Origin of the sequence: Pseudolabrys sp. FHR47 (assembly GCF_005153485.1) — a bacterium.
Taxonomy (GTDB): domain Bacteria; phylum Pseudomonadota; class Alphaproteobacteria; order Rhizobiales; family Xanthobacteraceae; genus Pseudolabrys.
In genome coordinates this window covers 317,589-339,563 of sequence record NZ_CP039740.1, presented here as the reverse complement: position 1 = coordinate 339,563, position 21,975 = coordinate 317,589, and the positions used below count along the sequence as shown (strand labels likewise).

Annotated in this window: 16 protein-coding genes; 6 read left to right on the top strand and 10 right to left on the bottom strand. The window is 65.1% G+C overall.

The features are described 5' to 3' along the window. Positions 1–180: 180 nt before the first annotated feature. On the top strand, positions 181–2,718 hold the full coding sequence (locus tag E8Q40_RS01635; RefSeq protein ID WP_137042749.1) for a PAS-domain containing protein: 2,538 nt from the start codon (positions 181–183) through the stop codon (positions 2,716–2,718). Positions 2,719–2,806: 88 nt separating this feature from the next. On the opposite strand, the gene E8Q40_RS01630 is transcribed toward E8Q40_RS01635, so the two are convergent. Next, on the bottom strand, positions 2,807–3,205 hold the full coding sequence (locus tag E8Q40_RS01630) for a hypothetical protein (protein ID WP_137042748.1): 399 nt from the start codon (positions 3,203–3,205) through the stop codon (positions 2,807–2,809). A gap of 230 nt (positions 3,206–3,435) precedes the next feature. Between E8Q40_RS01630 and tsaE the strand changes: the two genes are divergently transcribed. From tsaE to trxA, 5 genes are all read left to right on the top strand, one after another. Next, entirely contained in the window at positions 3,436–4,986 is a 1,551-nt protein-coding gene (tsaE, locus tag E8Q40_RS01625; RefSeq protein WP_137042747.1) for a tRNA (adenosine(37)-N6)-threonylcarbamoyltransferase complex ATPase subunit type 1 TsaE, read from the top strand. Further along, a complete protein-coding gene (locus tag E8Q40_RS01620; RefSeq protein WP_137042746.1) occupies positions 4,983–5,708 on the top strand; it encodes a nucleotidyltransferase family protein in 726 nt (241 codons plus the stop codon). The genes tsaE and E8Q40_RS01620 overlap by 4 nt, the downstream gene beginning before the upstream one ends. Positions 5,709–5,761: 53 nt before the next feature. Further along, on the top strand, positions 5,762–8,815 hold the full coding sequence (gene addB, locus E8Q40_RS01615) for a double-strand break repair protein AddB (protein WP_137042745.1): 3,054 nt from the start codon (positions 5,762–5,764) through the stop codon (positions 8,813–8,815). Further along, entirely contained in the window at positions 8,812–12,276 is a 3,465-nt protein-coding gene (addA, locus tag E8Q40_RS01610) for a double-strand break repair helicase AddA (RefSeq protein ID WP_137042744.1), read from the top strand. The genes addB and addA overlap by 4 nt, the downstream gene beginning before the upstream one ends. 88 nt (positions 12,277–12,364) lie before the next feature. Beyond that, complete coding sequence (gene trxA / locus E8Q40_RS01605; RefSeq protein WP_137042743.1) at positions 12,365–12,685, top strand: thioredoxin; 321 nt, start codon at positions 12,365–12,367, stop codon at positions 12,683–12,685. 241 nt (positions 12,686–12,926) lie between these two features. Here trxA and E8Q40_RS01600 read toward each other — a convergent pair whose 3' ends face one another. The 9 genes from E8Q40_RS01600 to rpsA all read right to left on the bottom strand — a co-directional run bounded on the left by E8Q40_RS01600 (position 12,927) and on the right by rpsA (position 21,928). Beyond that, positions 12,927–14,249, bottom strand: coding sequence for a folylpolyglutamate synthase/dihydrofolate synthase family protein (locus E8Q40_RS01600; protein WP_246662978.1), 1,323 nt, complete (start codon positions 14,247–14,249; stop codon positions 12,927–12,929). A 122-nt stretch (positions 14,250–14,371) separates the two neighbouring features. Continuing rightward, positions 14,372–15,256 carry an acetyl-CoA carboxylase, carboxyltransferase subunit beta gene (gene accD / locus E8Q40_RS01595; RefSeq protein WP_137042741.1) on the bottom strand — a complete coding sequence of 295 codons (885 nt, stop codon included), beginning with the start codon at positions 15,254–15,256 and terminating at the stop codon, positions 14,372–14,374. Between the two features lie 156 nt (positions 15,257–15,412). Then, positions 15,413–16,252: a tryptophan synthase subunit alpha gene (gene trpA, locus E8Q40_RS01590; protein ID WP_137042740.1), complete on the bottom strand. Its 840-nt coding sequence runs from the start codon at positions 16,250–16,252 to the stop codon at positions 15,413–15,415. Then, positions 16,249–17,472: a tryptophan synthase subunit beta gene (trpB, locus tag E8Q40_RS01585; RefSeq protein WP_137042739.1), complete on the bottom strand. Its 1,224-nt coding sequence runs from the start codon at positions 17,470–17,472 to the stop codon at positions 16,249–16,251. The genes trpA and trpB overlap by 4 nt, the downstream gene beginning before the upstream one ends. Then, the gene (locus E8Q40_RS01580) at positions 17,469–18,137 is read right to left on the bottom strand and encodes a phosphoribosylanthranilate isomerase (RefSeq protein ID WP_137042738.1); all 669 of its coding nucleotides are present in this window, start codon (positions 18,135–18,137) and stop codon (positions 17,469–17,471) included. The genes trpB and E8Q40_RS01580 overlap by 4 nt, the downstream gene beginning before the upstream one ends. A gap of 56 nt (positions 18,138–18,193) precedes the next feature. Next, entirely contained in the window at positions 18,194–18,607 is a 414-nt protein-coding gene (locus E8Q40_RS01575; protein WP_137042737.1) for a lipopolysaccharide assembly protein LapA domain-containing protein, read from the bottom strand. Between the two features lie 161 nt (positions 18,608–18,768). Continuing rightward, positions 18,769–19,086 (bottom strand): integration host factor subunit beta, encoded by a 318-nt coding sequence (gene ihfB / locus E8Q40_RS01570; protein ID WP_137042736.1) that lies wholly within the window; start codon positions 19,084–19,086, stop codon positions 18,769–18,771. 25 nt (positions 19,087–19,111) lie between these two features. Continuing rightward, complete coding sequence (gene sppA / locus E8Q40_RS01565) at positions 19,112–20,086, bottom strand: signal peptide peptidase SppA (RefSeq protein ID WP_137042735.1); 975 nt, start codon at positions 20,084–20,086, stop codon at positions 19,112–19,114. A gap of 129 nt (positions 20,087–20,215) precedes the next feature. Then, entirely contained in the window at positions 20,216–21,928 is a 1,713-nt protein-coding gene (gene rpsA, locus E8Q40_RS01560) for a 30S ribosomal protein S1 (protein ID WP_137042734.1), read from the bottom strand. Positions 21,929–21,975 lie beyond the last annotated feature (47 nt).

Below are 21,975 nucleotides of genomic sequence, written 5' to 3'. Positions count from 1 at the left end.
CTCGCTCCGTTCCCCTTATGGACTCTTTCGGCACGACTCGCCTGAGGGGTAAAGTCCAATGATTCGCGAGCGATAGGCTCGATCGCATCCGCATTGTCCGGTGCTCCCGCGATGGGCCGGACGAAGCGCCGTTCGATGCGTCGATGGCTGCGCGCTTGCCACGTTCTTGGGGCAATCGGAATGCCGGCAGCACACCGGACGACGAACGGGGCGCAACGCTCTCGTCCGAAGCGAAGCGGATTCCTGACATCCGTTTCCCGCGCGGCGCTCATCGCCGCCGCATGGGCGGCATTCGGCAAGACCGCTCTTGCCCAGCCTGCCATCGAGCAAGCCGCAACGTCGTTTGCCCGCCACGACTTCGCAACGCTGACGATTATCGGCGGCCTGATCGGCTTCTCGGTGCTGGCGACCATCGCGCTCGCCCGTAGCCGCTATGGCAACCGCAAGAATTCGGTATCGCGCGACGAAGCGATGGCGATGCAGGCCGAGATCGATCGGCTCAAGCAACTGTTGCTGTCGCAGCCGCAAGTCCTCGTGACATGGCCGGCGGCCTCGGATGAACCCGATATCATCGGCGACACGTCGATCGTCGGAGCGGGCACGCCGCGGGTGCTCGCTTTCGGCACCTGGCTGGAGCCGGCGGCGGCCCAGCGCCTCGACGACGCAGTCGCGCGCCTGCGCAGCGATGGCCGCGGCTTCACCATGACGTTGACCACGTTGGCCGGACGGCCGCTGGAGGCCGAAGGCCGCGCGCTCGGCGGCCGCGCCATTCTCAGGCTGCGCGATGTGAGCGGCATCGAAAGCGAATTGGTCGAGGTCTCGACCCGTCATGATCGTCTCGCCGGCGACCTCGATACCCTGAAGGCCATGCTGGAGGCGCTGCCGGCGCCGGTCTGGGCGCGCGATGCCGCCGGCCGGCTGATCTTCGCCAACAGCGCCTATGCACGTGCGGTCGAAGCCAGCGACGCGACCGACGCCGTCGCGCGCGAACTGGAAATGCTGGAGCGCACTGCGCGCGCCGAGATCGCGCGGCTGCGCGCCGGCGGCGAAGCCTTTGCCAGGCGCCTGCCGGCCGTCGTCGCCGGCGAGCGGCGCATCTTCGATGTCGTCGATGCGCCGACCGCGTCCGGCTCGGCCGGCATGGCGATCGACCGCACCGAAGCCGAGACCATGCGCACCGAACTCAAGCGCATGACGGACGCGCACCGTCGCGTACTCGACCAGCTCGCCACCGGCGTCGCCATCTTCAACGCCGACCGCAAACTAGCCTTCTATAACACCGCGTTCCGCGTCCTGTTCGATCTCGATCCGGCGCTGCTGGAGCAGGCGCCGACCGACACCACTGTGCTCGACACCTTGCGGAGCGCGCGCAAACTGCCGGAAGAGCAGGACTTCAAGCAGTGGAAGCAGCAGCTTTACGAAGCCTATCGCGCCGTCGAGCCGAAGGAGCACATGTGGCACCTGCCGGACGGCCGCACCTTGCGCGTCGTCACCACGCCCAATCCGGAAGGCGGCGTTACTTATCTCTATGACGACGTCACCGAACGCCTGGAGATGCGCCGCCGCTACGAGGCGCTGATCAAGGTGCAGAGCGAAACGCTCGACCACCTCGGTGAGGCCGTCGCCGTGTTCGGCTCGGACGGCCGTGTGCGCCTGCACAATCCGGCGTTTCAGAGTATGTGGAAGCTGACACCCGAAGCGCTCGACACCCATCCGCATGTCGAAGCCGTCACCGCCTGGACGCAGGCCTTGCATGACGACGGCGCGGTGTGGCGCACATTGCGCAGCGCGATCACCGGCATCGACAATCGCGAGCCGGTCGCCGCCACCATCGAACGCCGCGACGGCATGATGATCGACATGGCGACCATGCCGCTGCCGGACGGTGCGACGCTGGTCACCTTCCAGGACGTCACCGATACGGTGAACGTCGAACGCGCGCTGCGCGAACGCAACGAGGCGCTGGTCGCCGCCGACTCGATCAAGATCGAGTTCGTGCACCACGTCTCCTACGAACTGCGCTCGCCGCTGACCAACATCATCGGCTTCGCCAATCTGCTCGGCGACACCGCATTCGGTCCGCTGACGGCGAAGCAGCGCGAATATCTCGGCTACATCACTACTTCGACCAATGCGTTGCTGGCGATCATCAACAACATCCTCGACCTCGCCACCATTGACGCCGGCGCGATGACGCTGAACCTGGCGCAGGTCGATATTCGCGCCAGCATGTTCGAAGCAGCCGAAGGCGTGCAGGACCGGCTGATCCCGAATCACATAGCGCTCGACATCGTCGCCGCCTCCGATATCGGCAGCTTCACCGCCGACGCCAAGCGGCTGAAGCAGGTGCTGTTCAATCTGTTGTCGAACGCCGTCGGTTTTTCGCCGCCGAACGCCACTGTGACGCTGACGGCGAAACGTCATGGCGACACCGTGATCTTCGCCGTCAGCGATCGCGGCCCCGGCATCGAGCCCGAGCGTCAGGACAAGGTGTTCGACCTGTTCGAGACCGACGCCAAAGGTTCGGGGCATCGTGGCACCGGGCTCGGCCTGTCGCTGGTGCGTTCCTTCGTCGAACTGCATGGCGGCACGGTGACGATCGAGTCCACCATCGGTGAAGGCACCACCGTTACCTGCGCGTTTCCCGCCGAACAGCAGCGCCGTCCGGTCGAGACGCCGGCCGCCAAGATTGCCGCGACAAAGCGCAGCGCGGCGTAACGTCCAATCAAACAAAACCCCCGCGGCGAACCGCAGGGGCCTTGACGCATTCACGCTTACGCGAACGCTACTTTACCCGGGAGGGTCATCAGCGGACGTAGCGCGCCGGACGCTGCTGATAGCCGACATACTCGCCATTGGCGCAGGCGTCCTTGTTGGCGCCGAACAGCGCATGGAAGCCGCGGCACGGCTGCAACACGCCGTCGATCAGAGCGACGGTGCCGACACCGGCGACGCCGCCCACGGTCGCCGCGCCCGCCGCGGTGGTCGGCAACGTGCTGCCGGCGATCGTCGGCGCCGCGCCGAACCAGCCGTTATAGAGACCGAAGCCAACGACCGCGCCGGTGGCGACGCCCACGGCGGGCACGGCTACCGGATAGTACGCGTCGGCACGGCCCGGTGCCTCAACGGCGCCGGCCACGCCCGGCAACACAATAGCAGCCGCGGTCACGGCGGCGACGGAAAGACCGGTGATCAGTTTACGCATAGAAATTCTCCATTCTTGTTCGTTCGAAACCCCTCGTGCCCGACAACGTGTGATCTAGGCACACGTTCCTGTCTCGCCAGCGAATTGGCACCAATTCCGCAACGATTCCCCATGCGTGGCGACAAAGTGTCGAACCGGGTCCAATCTGGGCATGAAGATGGCGGGACCCTGCGCGCTGGCGGCATGCGGCGCGCTGCGCTTATAAAGACGAGTATCCTTTGGACGATTCGATGCCCTCTTCCTCGCCCACCGCGTTCAGCTTTACCGTAGCACTTCGCGACGAGCAGGCGACGCGGCGCCTCGCCGCCGACATCGCCAATCTCATTGAGCCGGGCGACGTCATCACCCTGCTCGGCGATCTCGGCGTCGGCAAATCGGCTTTCGCGCGCGCCTTCATTCGTCATCTCGCCGGCGACGATAATGCCGAGGTGCCGAGCCCAACTTTTACATTGATGCAGAGCTACGACCTGCCGCGCTTCGCATTGGTTCATGCCGATCTGTACCGGCTGTCCGGGCCGGACGAACTCACCGAACTCGGCTTCGACGACGAGGCCGGCCAGACGGTGATGCTGATCGAATGGCCGGAGCGGGCGCGCGGCCATCTGCCGGACGACCGCATCAATGTCGCGTTGATGCTGGACGCCAGCCAGGGCGACACGTTCCGGCATTGCAAGGTGACGGGGCTCGGCAAGCTTGCCGCGCGCGTCGAACGCATCGACGCCATCCGGCGCTTTCTCGATACTCACGGCTTTGCCGAGGCAACGCGCACGCGCATGCAGGGCGATGCCTCCAGCCGCATGTATGAGCGGCTGACGCGCGACAGCGAAAGCTTCATCCTCATGAACTCGCCGCGCCGGCCGGACGGGCCGCCGGTCGAAGGCGGCAAGCCCTACAGCGCTATCGCGCATCTTGCCGAAGACGTGACGCCGTTCATCGCCATGGCGCGCGCTTTGAGTGATGAAGGCCTCTCTGCGCCGAAGATCGTAGCCGCTGACCGCGCCGCCGGGCTGCTCATTCTCGAAGACCTCGGCCTCGAAACCGTGGTCGAAGGCGAACCGCCGGCGCCGATCGCCGAGCGCTATGGCATCGCCACCGATCTGCTCGCCGCCCTGCATCGCAAGCCGAAGCCGAACGACCTACCGCTCGAGCCCGGTGTCAGTCATCGCGTGCCGCGCTTCGATCTCGCCGCGATGCTGATCGAGGTGTCGCTGCTGATCGACTGGTATCTGCCGCATGCCGGTGTCGAACCCGATGCGAAACTGCGCGCCGCCTATCGCGCCCTGTGGACCGATGCGCTTAAGCCGGCACTGGAAGCGCCGCCGACCTGGGTGCTGCGCGACTATCACTCGCCCAATCTGATCTGGCTGCCGAACCGCGACGGCATCAAGCGCATCGGCCTGCTCGATTTTCAGGACGCAGTGATGGGCCCGGCCGCCTATGACGTCGCCTCGCTATTGCAGGACGCCCGCGTCGACGTGCCGGAAGATCTCGAGGTGCAGCTTCTGGTGCGCTATCTGCGCGGCCGCGAGGGCGAGGACGGCTTCGTGCGCGATGCCTTTGTCCACCTCTATGCGCTGATGGCGGCACAGCGTGCCTCCAAGATCCTCGGCATCTTCGCCCGCCTCAACAAGCGCGACGGCAAGCCGCAATATTTGCGTCATCTGCCGCGCGTATGGACCTATCTGCAGCGCGCGCTGGCGCATCCGGCGCTGGCGCCGCTCGCCGAATGGTATGGCGTCCACATCCCCCCTCCGCCGGGTTTCCAGACAGGAACGCCATGAGCATCGACACGCCGCACAGCGCCATGGTGCTCGCCGCCGGCTTCGGCCAGCGCATGCGGCCGCTGACCGCGATCATGCCGAAACCGCTGGTCCAGGTCGCCGGCAAGGCGCTGCTCGATCATGTGCTCGATCGCCTCAAAGACGCCGGCGTCAAACAAGCCATCGTCAATGTGCATTATCTCGGCGAGCAGATCATCGCGCATGTTGCTTCGCGCACCGCGCCGAAGATCGTCATTTCCGATGAGCGCGGCGGACTGCTCGACACGGGCGGCGGCGTGGTCAAGGCGCTGCCGCTCATCGGCGACGGCCCGTTCTTCCACATCAACTCCGACACCATCTGGCTCGACGGCGTGCAGCCGAACCTGACGCGGCTCGCCGAGCACTTCGATGCCGCCACGATGGACGCACTGCTGTTGCTGGCCCCGACGGCGGAGAGCATCGGCTATGACGGCCGCGGCGATTTCATGATGGCGCCCGACGGCCGCCTCGCCTGGCCGGAAGAGCGCACGGTGGCGCCGTTCGTCTTCGCGGGCGCCGCGATCCTGTCGCCGCGATTGTTCGACGGCGCGCCGCAGGGCGCCTTCTCGCTGACGAAACTGTTCGACAAGGCGATCGAGAACGGCCGGCTTTACGGCCTGCGCCTCGAGGGCCTGTGGATGCATGTCGGCACGCCCGATGCGATTGCGTTGGCCGAACAGGCGATCGCGGAGAGCACGGGGTAGGTTTATTCTGTCGTCTCCGCGATAGCGGCGACGACTTCCTATATACTCCCCGCATGAAGCCCAATCTCTTCACCATCCCTGCGTCGGCGCCGTTCCTCGAGGTGCTGATCGACGCGCTGCTCGCCGGGCGGCTGGTCAAGGGTTATCCGGCCTCGCGCGACCCCATCGAGATCGCGCGTGCGACACTCTATCTGCCGACGCAGCGCGCCTGCCGCGTAGCCCGCGACGTGTTTCTTGACCGGCTCGGGCTTGAGGCCGCCATCCTGCCGCGCATCGTGCCGCTCGGCGGCATCGACGAGGACGACATCGCTTTCGCCGAAACCGCCAAGGCTGAATTGCCCGAGCAGGCGCTCGCCATCCCCGAAGCGATGAGTGGCCTGTCGCGGCTGCTGCCGCTCTCGGCGCTGATCCTCAAATGGGCGACCACCATCGCGCCGAAGGATCGGGGACATGTGCCGCTCGTCGCCAGCAATCCGGTGACGGCGTTTCGTCTGGCGCAGGATCTGGCGCGGTTGATGGACGACATGACGACGCGGCAGGTGCCGTGGGACGCGCTCGACAAGCTCGTACCCGACGAACACGACAAATACTGGGACCTGACGCTCGGCTTCCTCAAATTCATCCGCAAACAATGGCCGGCCATTCTTGCCGGCGGCAACCGCATCGAACCGGCGGAACGCCGCGACTTGCTCATCAAGGCCGAGACCGAGCGCCTCGCCAATGCCAGCGACCCGATCATCGCTGCCGGCTCGACCGGCTCGATCCCGGCGACGGCGACCTTGCTCGATACGATTTCGAAGCTGCCGCATGGCGCCGTTGTGCTGCCCGGCCTCGACACCGATCTCGACGACAAAAGCTGGGAGGCGATCCTCAGCGACAACGACGCCGCGCATGGCCATCCCCAATTTGCTTTGGCCTCGCTGATCAAGCGCATTGGCATTGTGCGCTCGGACATCACGGCACTCGCCACGCCGTCGCCGCATGGCCGCGAGCGCGTCACGTCGGAAGCCTTGCGTCCGGCGCTGGCGAGCCAGCTCTGGCAGGCGTTGCCGAACGACACTGAATTTGCCGCGCGCGCTGACGCCGCCGTTAAAGACCTTGCCGTCATCGAAGCCGCCAATGCCGAGGAAGAGGCGCTCGCCATCGCCGTCACCTTGCGCGAGGCGATGGAGACCCAAGGCAAGACAGCCGCGCTGGTGACGCCCGATGTCGCGCTCGGCCGCCGCGTCGCCGCGCTGCTGGCGCGCTGGAACGTGCCGGTCGATGACTCGCGCGGCCAGTCGCTGGCCGATCTGCCCGAAGGCGTGTTCGCGCGGCTGGTGGCGGACGTGGTGCGCCACAAATTCGCGCCGATCCCGCTGCTCGCTTTGCTCAAGCATCCTTCTAGCCCGTTCGATGCTCATGCGGTGAGCGTGCTGGAGCGCGCCGTGCTGCGCGGCACACGGCCCAAAGAAGGCATCACGGGCCTTACCGGCGCGCTCACCGATATCTGCGCCCAGATCGAACTCGGCCGCGCCGGCAAGGCCTCCGGCCTGCACCGCTCCGATCCGCGGCTGGCGTTGAGCGATGCCGATCTCGATGCCGCCGCCGCCTTGATCGAAACGCTTCAGCGCCAATTGGCGCCGCTCGAGAAGCAGGAAGGCGCACAGCCGATCGGCGTTTTCGCCGCGAAGCACGCCGAGGCGCTTGTCGCACTCGGCGGCATGACTCGCGAACTCGAAAAAACGTTCGACGAACTGACCACAGCCGAAGCGCTCGACGTCACCGCTTCCGATTACGCCGAATTGTTTCACCTCGCCATCGCCGACCGCACCATTCATCGCACGCCGGCCGATGCGCGCATCCGCATCTTCGGCCTGCTCGAGGCGCGTCTGCAGCATGTCGATCGCCTGGTGCTCGGCGGGCTGGTCGAATCCGTCTGGCCGCCGGAAGCAAAGGCCGATGCCTGGCTGTCGCGGCCGATGCGGCGGCAGCTTGGCCTCGACCTGCCGGAACGGCGCATCGGCCTGTCGGCGCATGACTTCGCGCAGGCGCTCGGCGCGCGCGAGGTGATTCTGTCGCGGCCAGCCAAGCTCGGCGGCGAGCCGACGGTGGCTTCGCGCTTCGTGCAGCGCTTGGCCGCCGTGCTTGGCGAAGCGCGCTGGAAGGAAGCGCAGAAGACCGGCGCGCATTATGTCGCGCTGGCGCGCACGCTCGACGAGGCCGCGACCATCACACCGGCGCAGCGCCCGGCGCCGAAGCCGCCTTTCGAGGCAAGGCCGCGCCGCCTCAGCGTCACCGAGATCGAAGACCTGCTGCGCGATCCCTATACGATTTATGCGCGGCATGTGCTGAAGCTGCAGCCGCTCGACGCCATCGACGCGCCGATCGATGCCGCCGCGCGCGGCACCTTCATTCACGACTCGCTTGCCGAGCTGGACCAGACCCATAAAGACAAGCTGCCGGCCGATGCGCTGTCGGCTTTGCTCGCCATCGGCAAGCGCCACTTCGCGCCGCTGGAGAATTTCCCCGAGGCGAAGGCGTTCTGGTGGCCGCGTTTCGAGCGAATCGCGGCGTGGTTCGTCGGCTTCGACGCCAAACGCCGCGCCGGCGCGCAAGCGCTCTCGATTGAAGTGGGCGGCAGCATCCCGATCACGTTCGGCAATGACACCTTCACGCTGACCGTGCGCGCCGACCGCATCGAATGCCTCGCCGACGGCCGCTACGCCATCATCGATTACAAGACCGGCGCGCCGCCATCCGACAATCAGGTCAGCGCCGGCCTGTCGCCGCAGCTCACGCTGGAAGCCGCGATCCTCAAGGACGGCGGTTTCAAGGATATTCCGGCGGGCGGCTCGGTGAGTGAACTGCTCTATGTGCGCCTGAGCGGCGGCGTCGAAGCCGGCGAAGAACGCTCCGTCAAGTTCAAGGACAGCACGCCGGACATGAAGGCCGATGAGGCGCTGGCCGAACTGACCAAGGTGCTGGCGCAGTTCGCCGATCCGAACAGCCCCTACCTCTCGCTCCGCCATCCGATGTGGAAAAACCACTACGGCACCTACGACCATCTCGCCCGCATCAAGGAATGGTCGCTGACTGCCGGCCTCGACGAGGAGGCCGGCGAATGAGCAAGCCGCTCACCATTCCGCCGGACGTCATTGCGCTGCAGACCTCGGCGTCTGATCCCGCGCAATCCGCCTGGGTATCGGCCAATGCCGGCTCGGGCAAGACCCATGTGCTGGCGCAGCGCGTTATCCGCCTGCTGCTAAACGGCACCGATCCGGCGCGCATTCTCTGCATCACCTTCACCAAGGCCGCCGCCGCCAACATGGCGAACCGGGTGTTCGACGTGCTGCGCGGCTGGACCGTGCTCGACGACACCGCGCTGGACGCCGCGATCACCCGGACCGGCGTGAAAACGATCACGCCGTCTTTGCGCCTGCGTGCGCGGCAGTTGTTCGCGCTGGCGCTCGATACGCCGGGCGGGCTCAAGGTGCAGACCATCCACGCTTTCTGTACCCAGTTGCTGCATCTGTTTCCGTTCGAGGCCAATGTGCCGGCGCGCTTCGAGGTGCTGGACGAGGCGACCGAGCATCAGTTGCTGCACGACCTCACCATGAAGGTGCTGCTCGAAGCCGCGCAGAAGCCGGAAACGCCGCTGGGCCGCGCGCTTAAAAAAGCCGTGCTCGCCGCCGCCGACCAGACCTTTCAGGACATGGTACGCAACGCCATCCGCGAGCGCGACGACCTCACGCGCTGGATCGCGGCTGCAGGCGGCATCGACGCTGCGGCGACGCAACTGTCACAGGCGCTCGGCCTTCAAGCAGGTGACACCGCCGAGGCGGTCGATACAGCCTTGTTCGCGGAGAGCCTGTTCATCCAGTCGGAATGGCCGTCGGTCGCCGCCGTGCTGGAGACTGGTAGCAAGACCGATAAAGACCAGGGCGGTCGCTTCCGCGCGCTGGCCGCGCTCGACGCGGTCGCCCGCATCGAAACCTATCTCGACATCTTCTGCACCGGCACGCGCGACAAGACGCGCGAACGCATCGCCACCAGCGGCGTGCAGAAGGCGCATCCCGATTTGTGCGAACGCCTGATGCGCGAGCGCGACCGCGTCTGGGCGCTGCTGACCAAGAAACGCGCCGTCGAAGCGCGCGATCGCAGCATGGCGCTGTTCGCCATCGCTTATGCCGTGATCGGCGGCTTCGAGAAGGAGAAGAACCGGCGCGGCCTGCTGGACTACGACGACCTGATCGACAAGACGCTCGAACTGCTCACCGAGCAGAGTGCCGCCTGGGTGCATTACAAGCTCGACAGCGGCATTCATCACGTCCTGATCGACGAGGCGCAGGACACCAGCCCAAAGCAATGGGCCATTGTTAAGGCCCTCGTGTCCGAATTCTTCGCCGGCAAGGGCGCGCATGAGCGCACACGCACCATCTTCGCCGTCGGCGACGAGAAGCAGTCGATATTCTCATTCCAGGGCGCGGAACCGAGAGAGTTCGCCGACAGCCGCGATTATTTCAAGAGGCTGCACGAACGCGCTGAACTCAGATTTGAAGGGATTGCCTTCAAAGCCTCGTTCCGCTCCGGCGCCAATGTATTAGGCGCGGTCGATACGGTGTTCGCCAGCGCCGCGGCCTTTGCCGGCCTCAGCGCCGATAATGTCGGCCCCATTCATCAATCCTTACCCGACAAGGCGCCAGGCCTCGTCGAATTGTGGGATCTCACCGAAGCGGATCTGATCGAGAAGAAGCCGGCCTGGCAGGCGCCGTTCGATCTGCAGACCGCGCGCAGCGCGCCGGCCAAGCTCGCCGAGCGCATTGCCAACACCATCGCGGCGTGGCGGCGGCAAAGCGTGTCGCCGAAGGACGTGCTCATTCTGGTGCGTCAGCGCGGGCCGCTGTTCGAAGCCGTGATCCGCGCGCTGAAGCAAGCCGACATTCCGGTCGCCGGCGCCGATCGTCTTGTCCTCACCGAACATATCGCGGTGATGGACTTGATGGTGCTGGCCGATGCGCTGCTGTTGCCGGACGACGATCTCGCGCTCGCCACCATTCTCAAGAGTCCGCTGTTCGGTTTGACCGACATCGCGCTGGAACAGCTTGCCTGGGATCGCAAGGGTAAGAGTCTTTATGCTTCGTTGCGCACGCAGCGGCCGGAGCTGGCAACGCAATTCGATCTGCTGCGCGGCAAGGCGCGCGAGCTCTCGCCCTTCGCCTTCTATGCCTGGCTGCTTGGCGCCCATAACGGCCGCAAGCAATTCCTGGCGCGGCTCGGGCATGAGGCGTCCGACGCGCTCGATGAATTCCTCAATCTCGCGCTCGATTACGAATCGCGCGAAACGCCGACCTTGCAGGGCTTCGTCGCCTGGCTGCGCGCCGCCGAAGCGGAGGTGAAGCGCGACATGGAAATGGAGCGCGACGAGGTGCGCGTCATGACCGTGCACGGCGCCAAGGGTCTCGAAGCGCGCTTCGTCATTCTTGCCGATACGACGACGAAGCCCGAAGGCGCCATTCCGCCGAAGCTCCTGACGCTCACGCCGGACAAGGCTGTGCCCGGCGCGGCCACGCCGATGGTGTGGTCGGGCCGCAAGGCCAATGACAGCGCCGCCATGGCCGCGGCGCGCGAGGCCAAACTGCGCGAGGCCACCGACGAATATCGCCGGCTGCTCTATGTGGCGATGACGCGCGCCGCCGAACGGCTCGTCGTCTGCGGCATCAAGGGCGACCGCAAGATTCCCGATGGCTGCTGGTATCAGCTCGTCGACCATGCACTTGGCGAGATCACCGTGCGCGAGAACGCCGACGACACGGTTGGCGATGGCGAGGGCACGGTACGACGTTTTCGCAAGATCGATCCCTATGCAGCGGCGGAAGCCGAGGCAGCGCCGCGCGCGGCGTCGCCGGAGAAATCCGAGCCGGCGATCATCGTCCCCGACTGGCTCAAGCACGAAGCGCCGCGCGATGCCATGATTCGCATCATCACGCCGTCGGGCTTCGACGAAAGCGCGCGGCGGCCGCTGCCGGTCAACGGGCAGAACAAGGCGCAGAACATGGCGATGCTGCGCGGCTCGCTGACGCACCGGTTGCTGCAATCGCTGCCGGGCATTCCGCCCGAGCGGCGACTCACGGCAGCGCAGGATTACGTTGCGCGCGAGGGCAAGAAGCTCGCCGCCGCCGACCACGCGCCGCTGATCGCCGACGTCATGCGCGTGCTTGACGATGCCCGCTTCGGCGCCCTGTTCGGTCCCGGTAGCCGCGCCGAGGTGCCGATCGTCGGCCTGGTCGAGATCGACGGCGAAACCCGCCGGGTCAATGGCCAGGTCGACCGCCTCGTCGTCACCGCCGACTGGGTGCTGATCGCGGACTACAAGACGAATCGCCCCGCGCCGCGGTCCCTGCCCGAGGTGCCGCCCCAATACGTCCGGCAATTGGCGTTGTACCGGGCCGTGCTAACGAAATTGTACCCCGGAAAAGCTGTCCGCTGCGCCCTGATCTGGACCGAAGCCCTTGATCTGATGGAGCTTTCCGCGGAGGCGCTGACCCATGCCCTGTCGGTGGTCACCTCTCCGCGATCAGTACCTTGACGCCCCGAGGGGGCGTTCATAGGTTCCGGTCCTCGCAATTTTTCGGCGCGATTTCCGTCGTCGCCGGTAACAGTCAAAGGGGCTCGTCATGGCCGTCGGCAAGACTACGGATGCAAGCTTCGACACGGACGTTCTCAAGTCGTCCGAGCCGGTGGTCGTGGATTTCTGGGCGGAATGGTGCGGCCCTTGCCGCATGATCGCGCCCGCTCTCGAAGAAATTTCCGGCGCAATCGGCGACAAGGTGAAGATCGTCAAGCTGAACGTCGACGAGAACCCGAACATCGCCGCCAAGTATGGCATCATGTCGATCCCGACCTTGTTGCTGTTCAAGAACGGCGAGATCGCCGATCGTCAGGTCGGTGCCGCGCCGAAGCAGAAGCTGCAGCAGTGGATCAGCGCCGCGGTTTGATTTCCGCGCACGCTAGGTTTGAATTGAAGACGGCCGGGTAACTCCCGGCCGTTTTTGTTTGTCTTGCTTTCTTCCCCTCTCCCCTTGTGGGAGAGGGTGCCTGAGCGAACGGAGTGAGCGAAGGCGGGTGAGGGGTCAGCGCTAACGGATGCCGGACCCCTCACCCGGCTCGCACCTACGGTGCTCGCCACCCTCTCCCTCAAGGGGAGAGGGGAAAGCGAGTATGCCGCACTCGTGGAAATTACACCGGCTCCGTGCCGTTCTCGCGCAACACCTCACCGGCCAAATAAAGCGAGCCGGTGATGAGGATGCGCGGTGGCGCATCGAAATCGAGCTTGCGCACTGTCTCCAGCGCCTCATCGATACTGCCGCGCGCCAGCGCCGGTAGGCCGGCGCCCTTGGCCGCCTCGGCGACATCCGCGGCGCTCAGGCCCTTGTCGGCGCCGGGCACCGGCACCGTGATCATGTGGCGCGCGAGCCCGGTGAAATTGCGCAGGAAACCGGCGGCATCCTTGGTCGCCAGCATGCCCACGATCATCACCAGCGGCCGCGACACGCGCTCCTCGATATCGGCGAGTGCCGCAGCGATGGTGCGGCCGCCATCCGGATTATGCCCGCCGTCAAGCCAGAGTTCGGCGCCTTGCGGAATAAGATCGACCAGACGCCCGGTGCTCAGGCGCTGCAAACGTGCCGGCCAGTCGGCTTTGGCAATACCAGTCTCGTATGCGGCCGGTGGAATCTTCAGCAAAGGCACGGCGCGCAGAGCCGCGATGGCCAGCCCCGCATTCTCGAACTGATGACGGCCGAACAGTTTCGGCGCCGGCAGATCGAGCAGACCGTTGTCGTCCTGATAAACCAGCCGGCCGCGTTCCTCGGTTGCGGTCCAGCTCTCGCCGGCAATGCGGATCGGCGCTTTCATGCGCGCCGCCTGCCGTTCGATCACGGCCAATGCGTCGCGCTGCTGCGCGGCGACCACCACCGGTACGCTTTGCTTGATGATGCCGGCTTTCTCGAAAGCAATCTTTTCAAGCGTGTCGCCAAGGAAGTCGAGATGATCGAGCGACACCGGCGTAATGACGCTGACCAACGGCTTGTCGATGACATTGGTGGCGTCGAGACGGCCACCGAGTCCGACCTCGAGCAGCAGCACGTCGGCCGGATGGCGCGAGAACAGCAGCATGCCGGCGGCGGTGGTGATCTCGAACACCGTGATCGGCGCTTCGCCGTTGGCGCGCTCGCATTCCTCCAGCGCCGCCGACAATTCGACGTCATTGACCAGCGCACCCTCGCCGCCTTTCCGGCCGAGACGGAAACGCTCGTTGAAATGCACCAGATGCGGCGAGGTGTAGACATGCACCGACAGCCCGGCCGCCTCGAGAATGGCGCGCAGGAAGGCGATGGTCGAACCCTTGCCGTTGGTGCCGGCGACATGGATGACCGGCGGCAGCTTGCGCTCCGGATGATCCAGCGCCGCGAGCAGCCGCTCCAGCCGCTCGAGCGACAGATCGATGCGCTTGGGATGCAGCGCGGTCAGCCGCGCGAGAATGGAGTCGACGGGGTTCATATCTCTATCTGTCATGCCCGCGAAAGCGGGCATCCAGTAAACACCAGCTTTCGATGGAAGGCACCAGGATTACTGGATCGTCCGCTTTCGCGGACGATGACATCCTAAATTGGAACAGCAAATCACGCCGCCGGCAATTGCTTGTCCGCGGGAACAAAGGCCGGCTGCTTGGTGAGCAGGCGACACAGATTGGCGAGCGTTGCGCGCAACTGGTGGCGGTGCACGACCATGTCGACCATGCCGTGTTCGGCGAGATATTCGGAGCGCTGGAAGCCGGCCGGCAGTTTCTCGCGGATGGTCTGCTCGATGACGCGCGGACCGGCAAAGCCGATCAGCGCGCCGGGCTCGGCGATATGCACATCGCCCAGCATCGCATAAGACGCGGTGACGCCGCCGGTGGTCGGGTTGGTGAGAACGACGATGTAAGGCTTCTTCGCCTCGCGCAGCAACTGCACCGCCACCGTCGTGCGCGGCAATTGCATCAGCGACAGGATGCCTTCCTGCATGCGAGCGCCGCCGGATGCCGCGAACATGACGAAGGGCGTCTCGCGCCTGATCGCGGTTTCGAGACCCGCGATGATCGCCTCGCCGGCGGCCATGCCGAGCGAGCCGCCCATGAAATCGAAGTCCTGCACGCCGATGGTCACCATCTGACCTTCGAGACGGCCGATGCCGAGCTTCACCGCGTCCTGATAACCGGTCTTGGTGCGCGCGTCCTTGAGGCGATCGGCGTAGCGGCGCTCGTCGCGGAATTTGAGCGGATCGACCTGCACCTCGGGTAGCGCGATGTCTTCGTACTCACCGCCGTCGAACATCGTCGCCAGGCGCTTCGGCGCCGAGATACGCATGTGATAGCCGGACGAGGGAATGACGAACTGGTTCTGCTCGACGTCCTTGTAGAACACGAGCTGACCGGTCTCCGGGCACTTGATCCAGAGATTGTCCGGCGTCTCGCGGCGCAGGAAGCTGCGGATCTTCGGCCGTACGACGTTGTTGATCCAGTTCATTGAAAAGCTCGCATTTTGCTCCGGCGTCATCATCCGCGAAAGCGGATGATCCAGTATCCGCCGGATGTAAGCCGTGTTTATCTACAGTGCCACTATGAACTTTCTGTGGTTACTGGATTGCCCGCTTTTGCGGGCAATGACGCATCGTTTGCGGCACTACTCCGCCGCTACTTTACCCGCCGACCGCACGCCCTTGGCGATGTCGGCGACCAGATCGGCCACCGCCTTGACCGTCGCCGCGCTGCCTTTGCCGTTGGCATCGAGAGTCTGGCGCAGCGCGTCGATCAGCGCCGAGCCGACCACGACGCCGTCGGCGCCGGCCGCAATGGCGCGGGCACTTTCGGCGTTCTTGACGCCGAAGCCGACCGCCACCGGCAGTTTGGTATGTTTCTTGATACGGCCGACCGCGGCCGAGACCTTACCCGCATCCGGCGCGGCCGAGCCGGTAATGCCGGTGATCGACACGTAATAGACAAAGCCCGAGGTGTTGTTCAGCACCGCCGGCAAACGCTTGTCGTCGGTGGTCGGCGTCGCCAGACGAATGAAATTGAGACCGGCCTTCAAGGCCGGCAGACACAACTCTTCGTCTTCCTCCGGCGGCAGATCGACGACAATCAAGCCATCGACGCCGGCCTCTTTCGCATCGACGAGGAATTTGTCGACGCCGTAGATGTAGATGGGATTGTAGTAGCCCATCAGCACGATCGGCGTCTTGGCCTCGCCCTTGCGGAATTCGCGCACCATCTGCAGCGTCTTCTTCAGCGTCTGACCGCCCGTGAGCGCGCGCACGCCGGCGGCCTGGATCGACGGGCCATCGGCCATCGGATCGGTGAACGGCATGCCGAGTTCGATCACATCGGCGCCGGCCTGCGGCAACGCCTTGATGATCGCCATCGACGTTTCGTAGTCCGGATCGCCGGACATCACGAAGGTCACGAGCGCTGCGCGGCCTTCGCTCTTAAGGTCGGCGAAACGCTTTTCGATACGGGTCGTCATTTCTTCCTCGCCTCCAGCCAGGCCTGCACGCTGGCGAGATCCTTGTCGCCGCGGCCGGACATGTTGACCACCATCAGGTGATCCTTCGGCAGCTTCGGCGCGAGATCGAACACACGCGCCAGCGCATGGGCCGGCTCCAGTGCCGGAATGATGCCCTCGAGCTGGCTGCATAGCTGGAACGCCGCGACCGCTTCCTCATCGGTCGCCGACAAGAATTTCACGCGGCCCATGTCATTGAGCCAGGCGTGCTCGGGGCCGATGCCCGGATAATCGAGACCGGCGGAAATCGAATGCGCTTCGGTGATCTGGCCGTCGTCATCCATCAGCAGATAAGTGCGGTTACCGTGCAGCACGCCGGGCCGGCCGCCGGTGACAGAAGCGGCATGCTGGCCCGACGGAATGCCGTGGCCGGCCGCCTCGACGCCGTAAATTGCAACCGAGCGATCGTCGAGGAAGGGATGAAAAAGCCCCATGGCATTGGAGCCGCCGCCGATGCAGGCGACGAGCGAATCCGGCAGGCGGCCCTCGAGTTCCTGCATCTGCGCGCGCGTTTCGTTGCCGATGATGCACTGGAAATCGCGCACCATCGCCGGATAGGGATGCGGGCCGGCGACCGTACCGATGCAATAGAACGTATCGCTGACATTGGTGACCCAGTCACGCAGCGCCTCGTTCATCGCGTCCTTGAGCGTGCTCGATCCTGACGTGACCGGCCGCACTTCGGCACCCAGCATCTTCATGCGCAGCACGTTGGGCTGCTGCCGCTCGACGTCCACCGCGCCCATATAGACGATGCACGGCAGGCCGAATTTGGCGCACAAGGTCGCCGTGGCGACGCCGTGCATGCCCGCGCCGGTCTCAGCGATGATGCGCTTCTTGCCCATGCGCTGCGCCAGCATGATCTGGCCGGTGACGTTGTTCACCTTGTGCGCGCCGGTGTGGTTGAGGTCTTCGCGCTTGAAATAGATCTTGGCGCCGCCGAATTTCTTCGTGAGCCGTTCGGCGAAATACAAAGGCGACGGACGGCCGACATAATGCGCCAGATAGGAGTCCATCTCCTTCTGGAACGCCGGATCGGCTTTGGCCTCGTTATAGGCCTTCTCCAGATCGAGGATCAGCGGCATCAAGGTCTCGGCGACGAAGCGGCCGCCATAGATGCCGAAGTGGCCGCGCTCGTCGGGCCCGGTGCGGAAGGAATTGGGCTGCTGCTGTACGGTCATGCACTCACCTTTTCGAGCGCGGCATCGGCCGCGCGCGCCGCGCGAATGAAAGCGCGAATTCTGTCGGGGTCTTTCTCGCCGGGCGCGCGTTCGACACCGGACGACACATCGACGCCGGGCGCACGCGTGATGCGCAAGGCGTCGGCGACGTTACCGGCATCGAGGCCGCCCGACAGCATGTAGGGCACGGCGACCTTGAGGCCGGCGAGCAAGGTCCAGTCAAAGGTCTTGCCCAGGCCGCCCGGTCGCGTCGCATCCTGCGGCGCGCGGGCATCGAACAGCAAGCGGTCGGCGGCCTTGGCGTATTCGTGGATCGGCGACAAATCGGCGCGGCTTGCGATCGGCAGCGCCTTCATCACCGGCAGGCCGAAGCGCGAACGCACCACGGCGACGCGTTCGGGCGTTTCGTTGCCGTGGAGCTGCAGCATATCCGGCTTGAGCGCCGCAACGATGGCGGCGATGGCATCGTTCGAGGCATCGACGGTCAACGCCACTTTCTGGACGCGGCCCTGCGCGCGGGCACCGAGCAGGCGCGCCGCCTCGAGACCGAGCGAGCGCGGGCTCGGCGGAAAAAACACGAAACCGGCCTGATCGGCGCCGGATTCGATCGCCACATCAAGGGTTTCGGGGGTGCGCAGGCCGCAGATTTTGATCGTCAGTGCCATCTCGGAGCGGGGTTCTACAAGCTTATTCCCGCGCCGTCCAAGGGCTTAGCGAGGGGTCATGCGCCGTTCGGCGGGGCCAGCGCCGGGGCCTCGGTCCGACGGGTCTCGAGGCCTTTGGCGACCTCGCGGGCGGCCGCCTCGGCGGAAGCGGCGCGCTGGGTCTCGGTGACCAGCCGCTCGCGGGCGGCCGAGAGTTCCTGCAGCAGCCGGCGGTTCTCGCCATCGAGCCGGCGCGCCACCCGCCGCCATTTGGCCTGGCGCAGCCAGGCCGCCGCGCCGCCGACGATGACGCCGAGAATGACCAGGACGAAGATCAGGACGAAGAGCGGCACCGTCGCTGCATAGGCCGGATTCGCCGCGGAGAACGGATCGAATGCCACAGTCACGGCATGCCGGTTCGCCACCGCGAAGGCGATGATCAATGCCGCCAGCGGCACGACGATGATGAGGATGGCGATCTTGCGGAGCATGGCGCGTTATAGCGCAGGAGCGTCGCTGCTGTCATACCCCGCGAAAGCGGGGTATCCAGCTCTTCGAACAACAGCGACCTTCAGTTGGATAACAAGAGCTGGATCGCCCGCTTTCGCGGGCGATGACACGGGACAAATTCAACTGGTCGGACGATCAGCCCTCAATCCACGTCGTCGTCGGGAATGTCGGCGCCGCCCTCGCCCTTGTTGAGGCGCTCGCGCATTTCCTTGCCGGTCTTGAAGAACGGCACCGACTTCTGCTCGACCGAAACATGGGCGCCGGTGCGCGGGTTGCGGCCGGTGCGGGCCGGCCGGTGCTTGACCGAAAAGGCGCCAAAACCGCGCAATTCGACGCGATCTCCCTGCGCCATGGCGCTGGTGATCTCGTTGAGGATGGCGTTGACGATGTTCTCGACGTCGCGCTGGTAGAGATGGGGATTCTGGGCCGCGATGCGTTGCACCAGCTCCGATTTGATCATGGACGCCGCCTCTACCTTCGCTATGTCAATTGGCAGGCGAAGGGTGCCAAAGCGCTAAGAGCCCGTCAAGATTGAGTCTTTCGACCGCGGCAGCGCCGGACCAGGCCTGGACCTGCTCGCTGAGGCTTTTCAGCCCGACCTGCTGAAAGCCATAGGCGGCGACGTGCAGGAAAGACAGTTCCCGGAACCGCGGCTCCAGCGAGAAGTCCTTGACCGGGGTCGAGGCCGGTATCTTCTTTTCCTTCTCCAGCCAAGCCAGCGCGGTCTTCTCGTTGCCGAGCTGATCCACCAGCTTGAGCGGCACACCCTGCCGGCCGGTGAAGACGCGGCCGTCCGCGACCTTGGTCAGTTCGGCGTCGTTCAGCTTGCGACGGTCCTTCACCAGCCCTTTGAACCAGGCATAGGAGTCGAGCACGATGGCCTCGATGGCGGCGCGCGCCTCCGGGCTGGTCGGTTCAAAGCCATTCGGCGCGGCCTTCAGCGGCGAAGACTTTACCTCCTCGACCTTGATACCGAGCGTCTTCAGCACTTCGGTGAAATTGGGGTATTGGAACAGGACGCCGATCGAGCCGACCAGCGACGTGTCGTGGGCGATGATGTGGTCCGACGCGAGCGCGGCAATATAGGCGCCCGAGGCGGCGAGACCATCCACCACCACGACCATCGGCTTCTTGGACTGAAGTGTGCGCAGCGCGTCGTAGAGCTGCTCGGAACCGGCGGTGGTGCCGCCCGGTGAGTCGAGATGGACGATCACCGCCTTGGCGCGCGACTTGCCGAGGCGCTCCAGCGCTTCGACGCGATCCTGATTACCACGGATCAGGCCCTGTATCTTGATACGGGCGATCGAGTCATCGCCCGGCTTGATACCGCTGCCAGGCATCACCATGGCTGCGCCGATGCCGACCGCGACAAGCACGATCAGTAGCGCGGCGACGCGCCAGAAGGTCAGTTTGCGCCGCAGCCGGCGGCGATCGACGATGGCATCGGCATCGAGCGACATTCGGACATCCTTATATCAAGCCCAGCCCGCCGCCCTTTTACCTGACGGATCGGTGACCCGCCAAAGAAAAACCCCGGAGCTTGCGCCCCGGGGTTCGATGGTTGACGGCCGGTAACCGGCGAACGTCGTTTAGTCTTCCGACTTCTCGGTCTCGCGCTGCTTGAGCGCGGCGCCGAGAATGTCGCCAAGCGACGCGCCCGAATCGGCCGAGCCATACTGCGCCATGGCTTCCTTCTCCTCGGCGACTTCCAGCGCCTTGATGGAGATGCCGATCTTGTGGGTCTTGCGGTCGAACTGGGTGACGCGGGCGTCAACCTTCTGACCGACCGAGAAGCGTTCCGGCCGCTGATCGGCGCGCTCACGCGCGAGATCGGCACGGCGGATGAAGGCGACGAGATCGGTATCGACGATTTTCACATCGATGCCGCCTTCCTTGATCTCGGTGACTTCGCAGGTCACGACCGAGCCCTTCTTGAGCTCGCCCGCGGCGCCCGAGGCCATCGGATCGCCGGCCAGCTGCTTGATGCCCAGCGAGATACGCTCCTTCTCGACGTCGACGTCGAGAACCTGAGCGCGGACCATGTCGCCCTTGTTGTACTCGTCGATCACCTGCTCGCCCGGACGTTTCCAGTCCAGATCCGAGAGATGGACCATGCCGTCGACGTCGCCGTCGAGGCCCAGGAACAGGCCGAATTCGGTCTTGTTCTTGACTTCGCCTTCGACGATCGAGCCCGGCGGGTGCGTCTCGACGAACACTTCCCACGGATTGCGCATGGTCTGCTTGAGACCGAGCGAAATGCGGCGCTTGACCGGATCGACTTCGAGGATCTGCACTTCGACTTCCTGCGAGGTCGAGACGATCTTGCCGGGGTGAACGTTCTTCTTCGTCCAGGACATTTCCGAGACGTGGATCAGGCCTTCGATACCCGGCTCCAGTTCGACGAACGCGCCGTAGTCGGTGATGTTGGTGACGCGGCCCTTGAACTTGGCCTGGATCGGGTACTTGGCCTCGATGCCCTGCCACGGATCGTCCAGCAGCTGCTTCATGCCGAGCGAGATGCGGTGCGTCTCGTGGTTGATCTTGATGATCTTGACCTTCACCTGCTGACCGATGTTGAGCACTTCGGTCGGGTGATTGACTCTACGCCACGCGATGTCGGTGACGTGCAGCAGGCCGTCGATGCCGCCGAGATCAACGAACGCACCGTAATCGGTGATGTTCTTGACCACGCCGTCGATGACCTGACCCTCTTCGAGGTTCTGCACCAGCTCCTGGCGCTGTTCGGCGCGGGTCTCTTCGAGGACGGTGCGGCGCGACACGACGATGTTGCCGCGGCGGCGATCCATCTTGAGAATCTGGAACTGCTGCGCATTGTTCATCAGCGGGGTGACGTCGCGGATCGGACGGATGTCCACCTGCGAGCGCGGCAGGAACGCCACGGCGCCGTCGAGGTCGACGGTGAAGCCGCCCTTGACCTGATTGAAGATGACGCCCGACACCTTCTCGCCGTTGTTGAAGCTCTTCTCGAGCTTGCCCCAGCTTTCCTCACGGCGCGCTTTGTCGCGCGACAGCACGGCTTCACCCAGCGCGTTCTCGACGCGCTCAAGATAAACCTCGACCTCGTCGCCGACCTTCAGTTCGGCGGTACGGCCCGGCGCGGCGAACTCACGCAGCGCAACGCGGCCTTCGGTCTTGGCGCCGACGTCGATGACGGCCATGTCCTTTTCGATACCGACGATCTTGCCGGTAACCACGGTCCCTTCCTGGGGGCTGCCCTGGTTGAAGGACTCTTCGAGCATCGCGGCGAAATCTTCACGCGTGGGTGCAGCAGCTGTAGCCATGTAGTCTCCTGTTTGCCTGCGCCGGTGTTTGAAAATGGCGTTCCGCC

Excerpts from the sequence above, each read along its gene's own strand:
- ihfB (WP_137042736.1), bottom strand. The coding sequence starts at position 19,086 with ATGATCAAATCGGAGCTGGTGCAACGCATCGCGGCCCAGAATCCCCAT.
- E8Q40_RS01580 (WP_137042738.1), bottom strand. The coding sequence starts at position 18,137 with ATGGCACTGACGATCAAAATCTGCGGCCTGCGCACCCCCGAAACCCTT.
- E8Q40_RS01620 (WP_137042746.1), top strand. The coding sequence starts at position 4,983 with ATGAGCATCGACACGCCGCACAGCGCCATGGTGCTCGCCGCCGGCTTC.
- accD (WP_137042741.1), bottom strand. The coding sequence starts at position 15,256 with ATGAACTGGATCAACAACGTCGTACGGCCGAAGATCCGCAGCTTCCTG.
- E8Q40_RS01630 (WP_137042748.1), bottom strand. The coding sequence starts at position 3,205 with ATGCGTAAACTGATCACCGGTCTTTCCGTCGCCGCCGTGACCGCGGCT.
- E8Q40_RS01635 (WP_137042749.1), top strand. The coding sequence starts at position 181 with ATGCCGGCAGCACACCGGACGACGAACGGGGCGCAACGCTCTCGTCCG.
- E8Q40_RS01575 (WP_137042737.1), bottom strand. The coding sequence starts at position 18,607 with ATGCTCCGCAAGATCGCCATCCTCATCATCGTCGTGCCGCTGGCGGCA.
- trpB (WP_137042739.1), bottom strand. The coding sequence starts at position 17,472 with ATGACCGTACAGCAGCAGCCCAATTCCTTCCGCACCGGGCCCGACGAG.
- trpA (WP_137042740.1), bottom strand. The coding sequence starts at position 16,252 with ATGACGACCCGTATCGAAAAGCGTTTCGCCGACCTTAAGAGCGAAGGC.
- sppA (WP_137042735.1), bottom strand. The coding sequence starts at position 20,086 with ATGTCGCTCGATGCCGATGCCATCGTCGATCGCCGCCGGCTGCGGCGC.
- E8Q40_RS01600 (WP_246662978.1), bottom strand. The coding sequence starts at position 14,249 with ATGAACCCCGTCGACTCCATTCTCGCGCGGCTGACCGCGCTGCATCCC.
- rpsA (WP_137042734.1), bottom strand. The coding sequence starts at position 21,928 with ATGGCTACAGCTGCTGCACCCACGCGTGAAGATTTCGCCGCGATGCTC.
- addA (WP_137042744.1), top strand. The coding sequence starts at position 8,812 with ATGAGCAAGCCGCTCACCATTCCGCCGGACGTCATTGCGCTGCAGACC.
- addB (WP_137042745.1), top strand. The coding sequence starts at position 5,762 with ATGAAGCCCAATCTCTTCACCATCCCTGCGTCGGCGCCGTTCCTCGAG.
- tsaE (WP_137042747.1), top strand. The coding sequence starts at position 3,436 with ATGCCCTCTTCCTCGCCCACCGCGTTCAGCTTTACCGTAGCACTTCGC.
- trxA (WP_137042743.1), top strand. The coding sequence starts at position 12,365 with ATGGCCGTCGGCAAGACTACGGATGCAAGCTTCGACACGGACGTTCTC.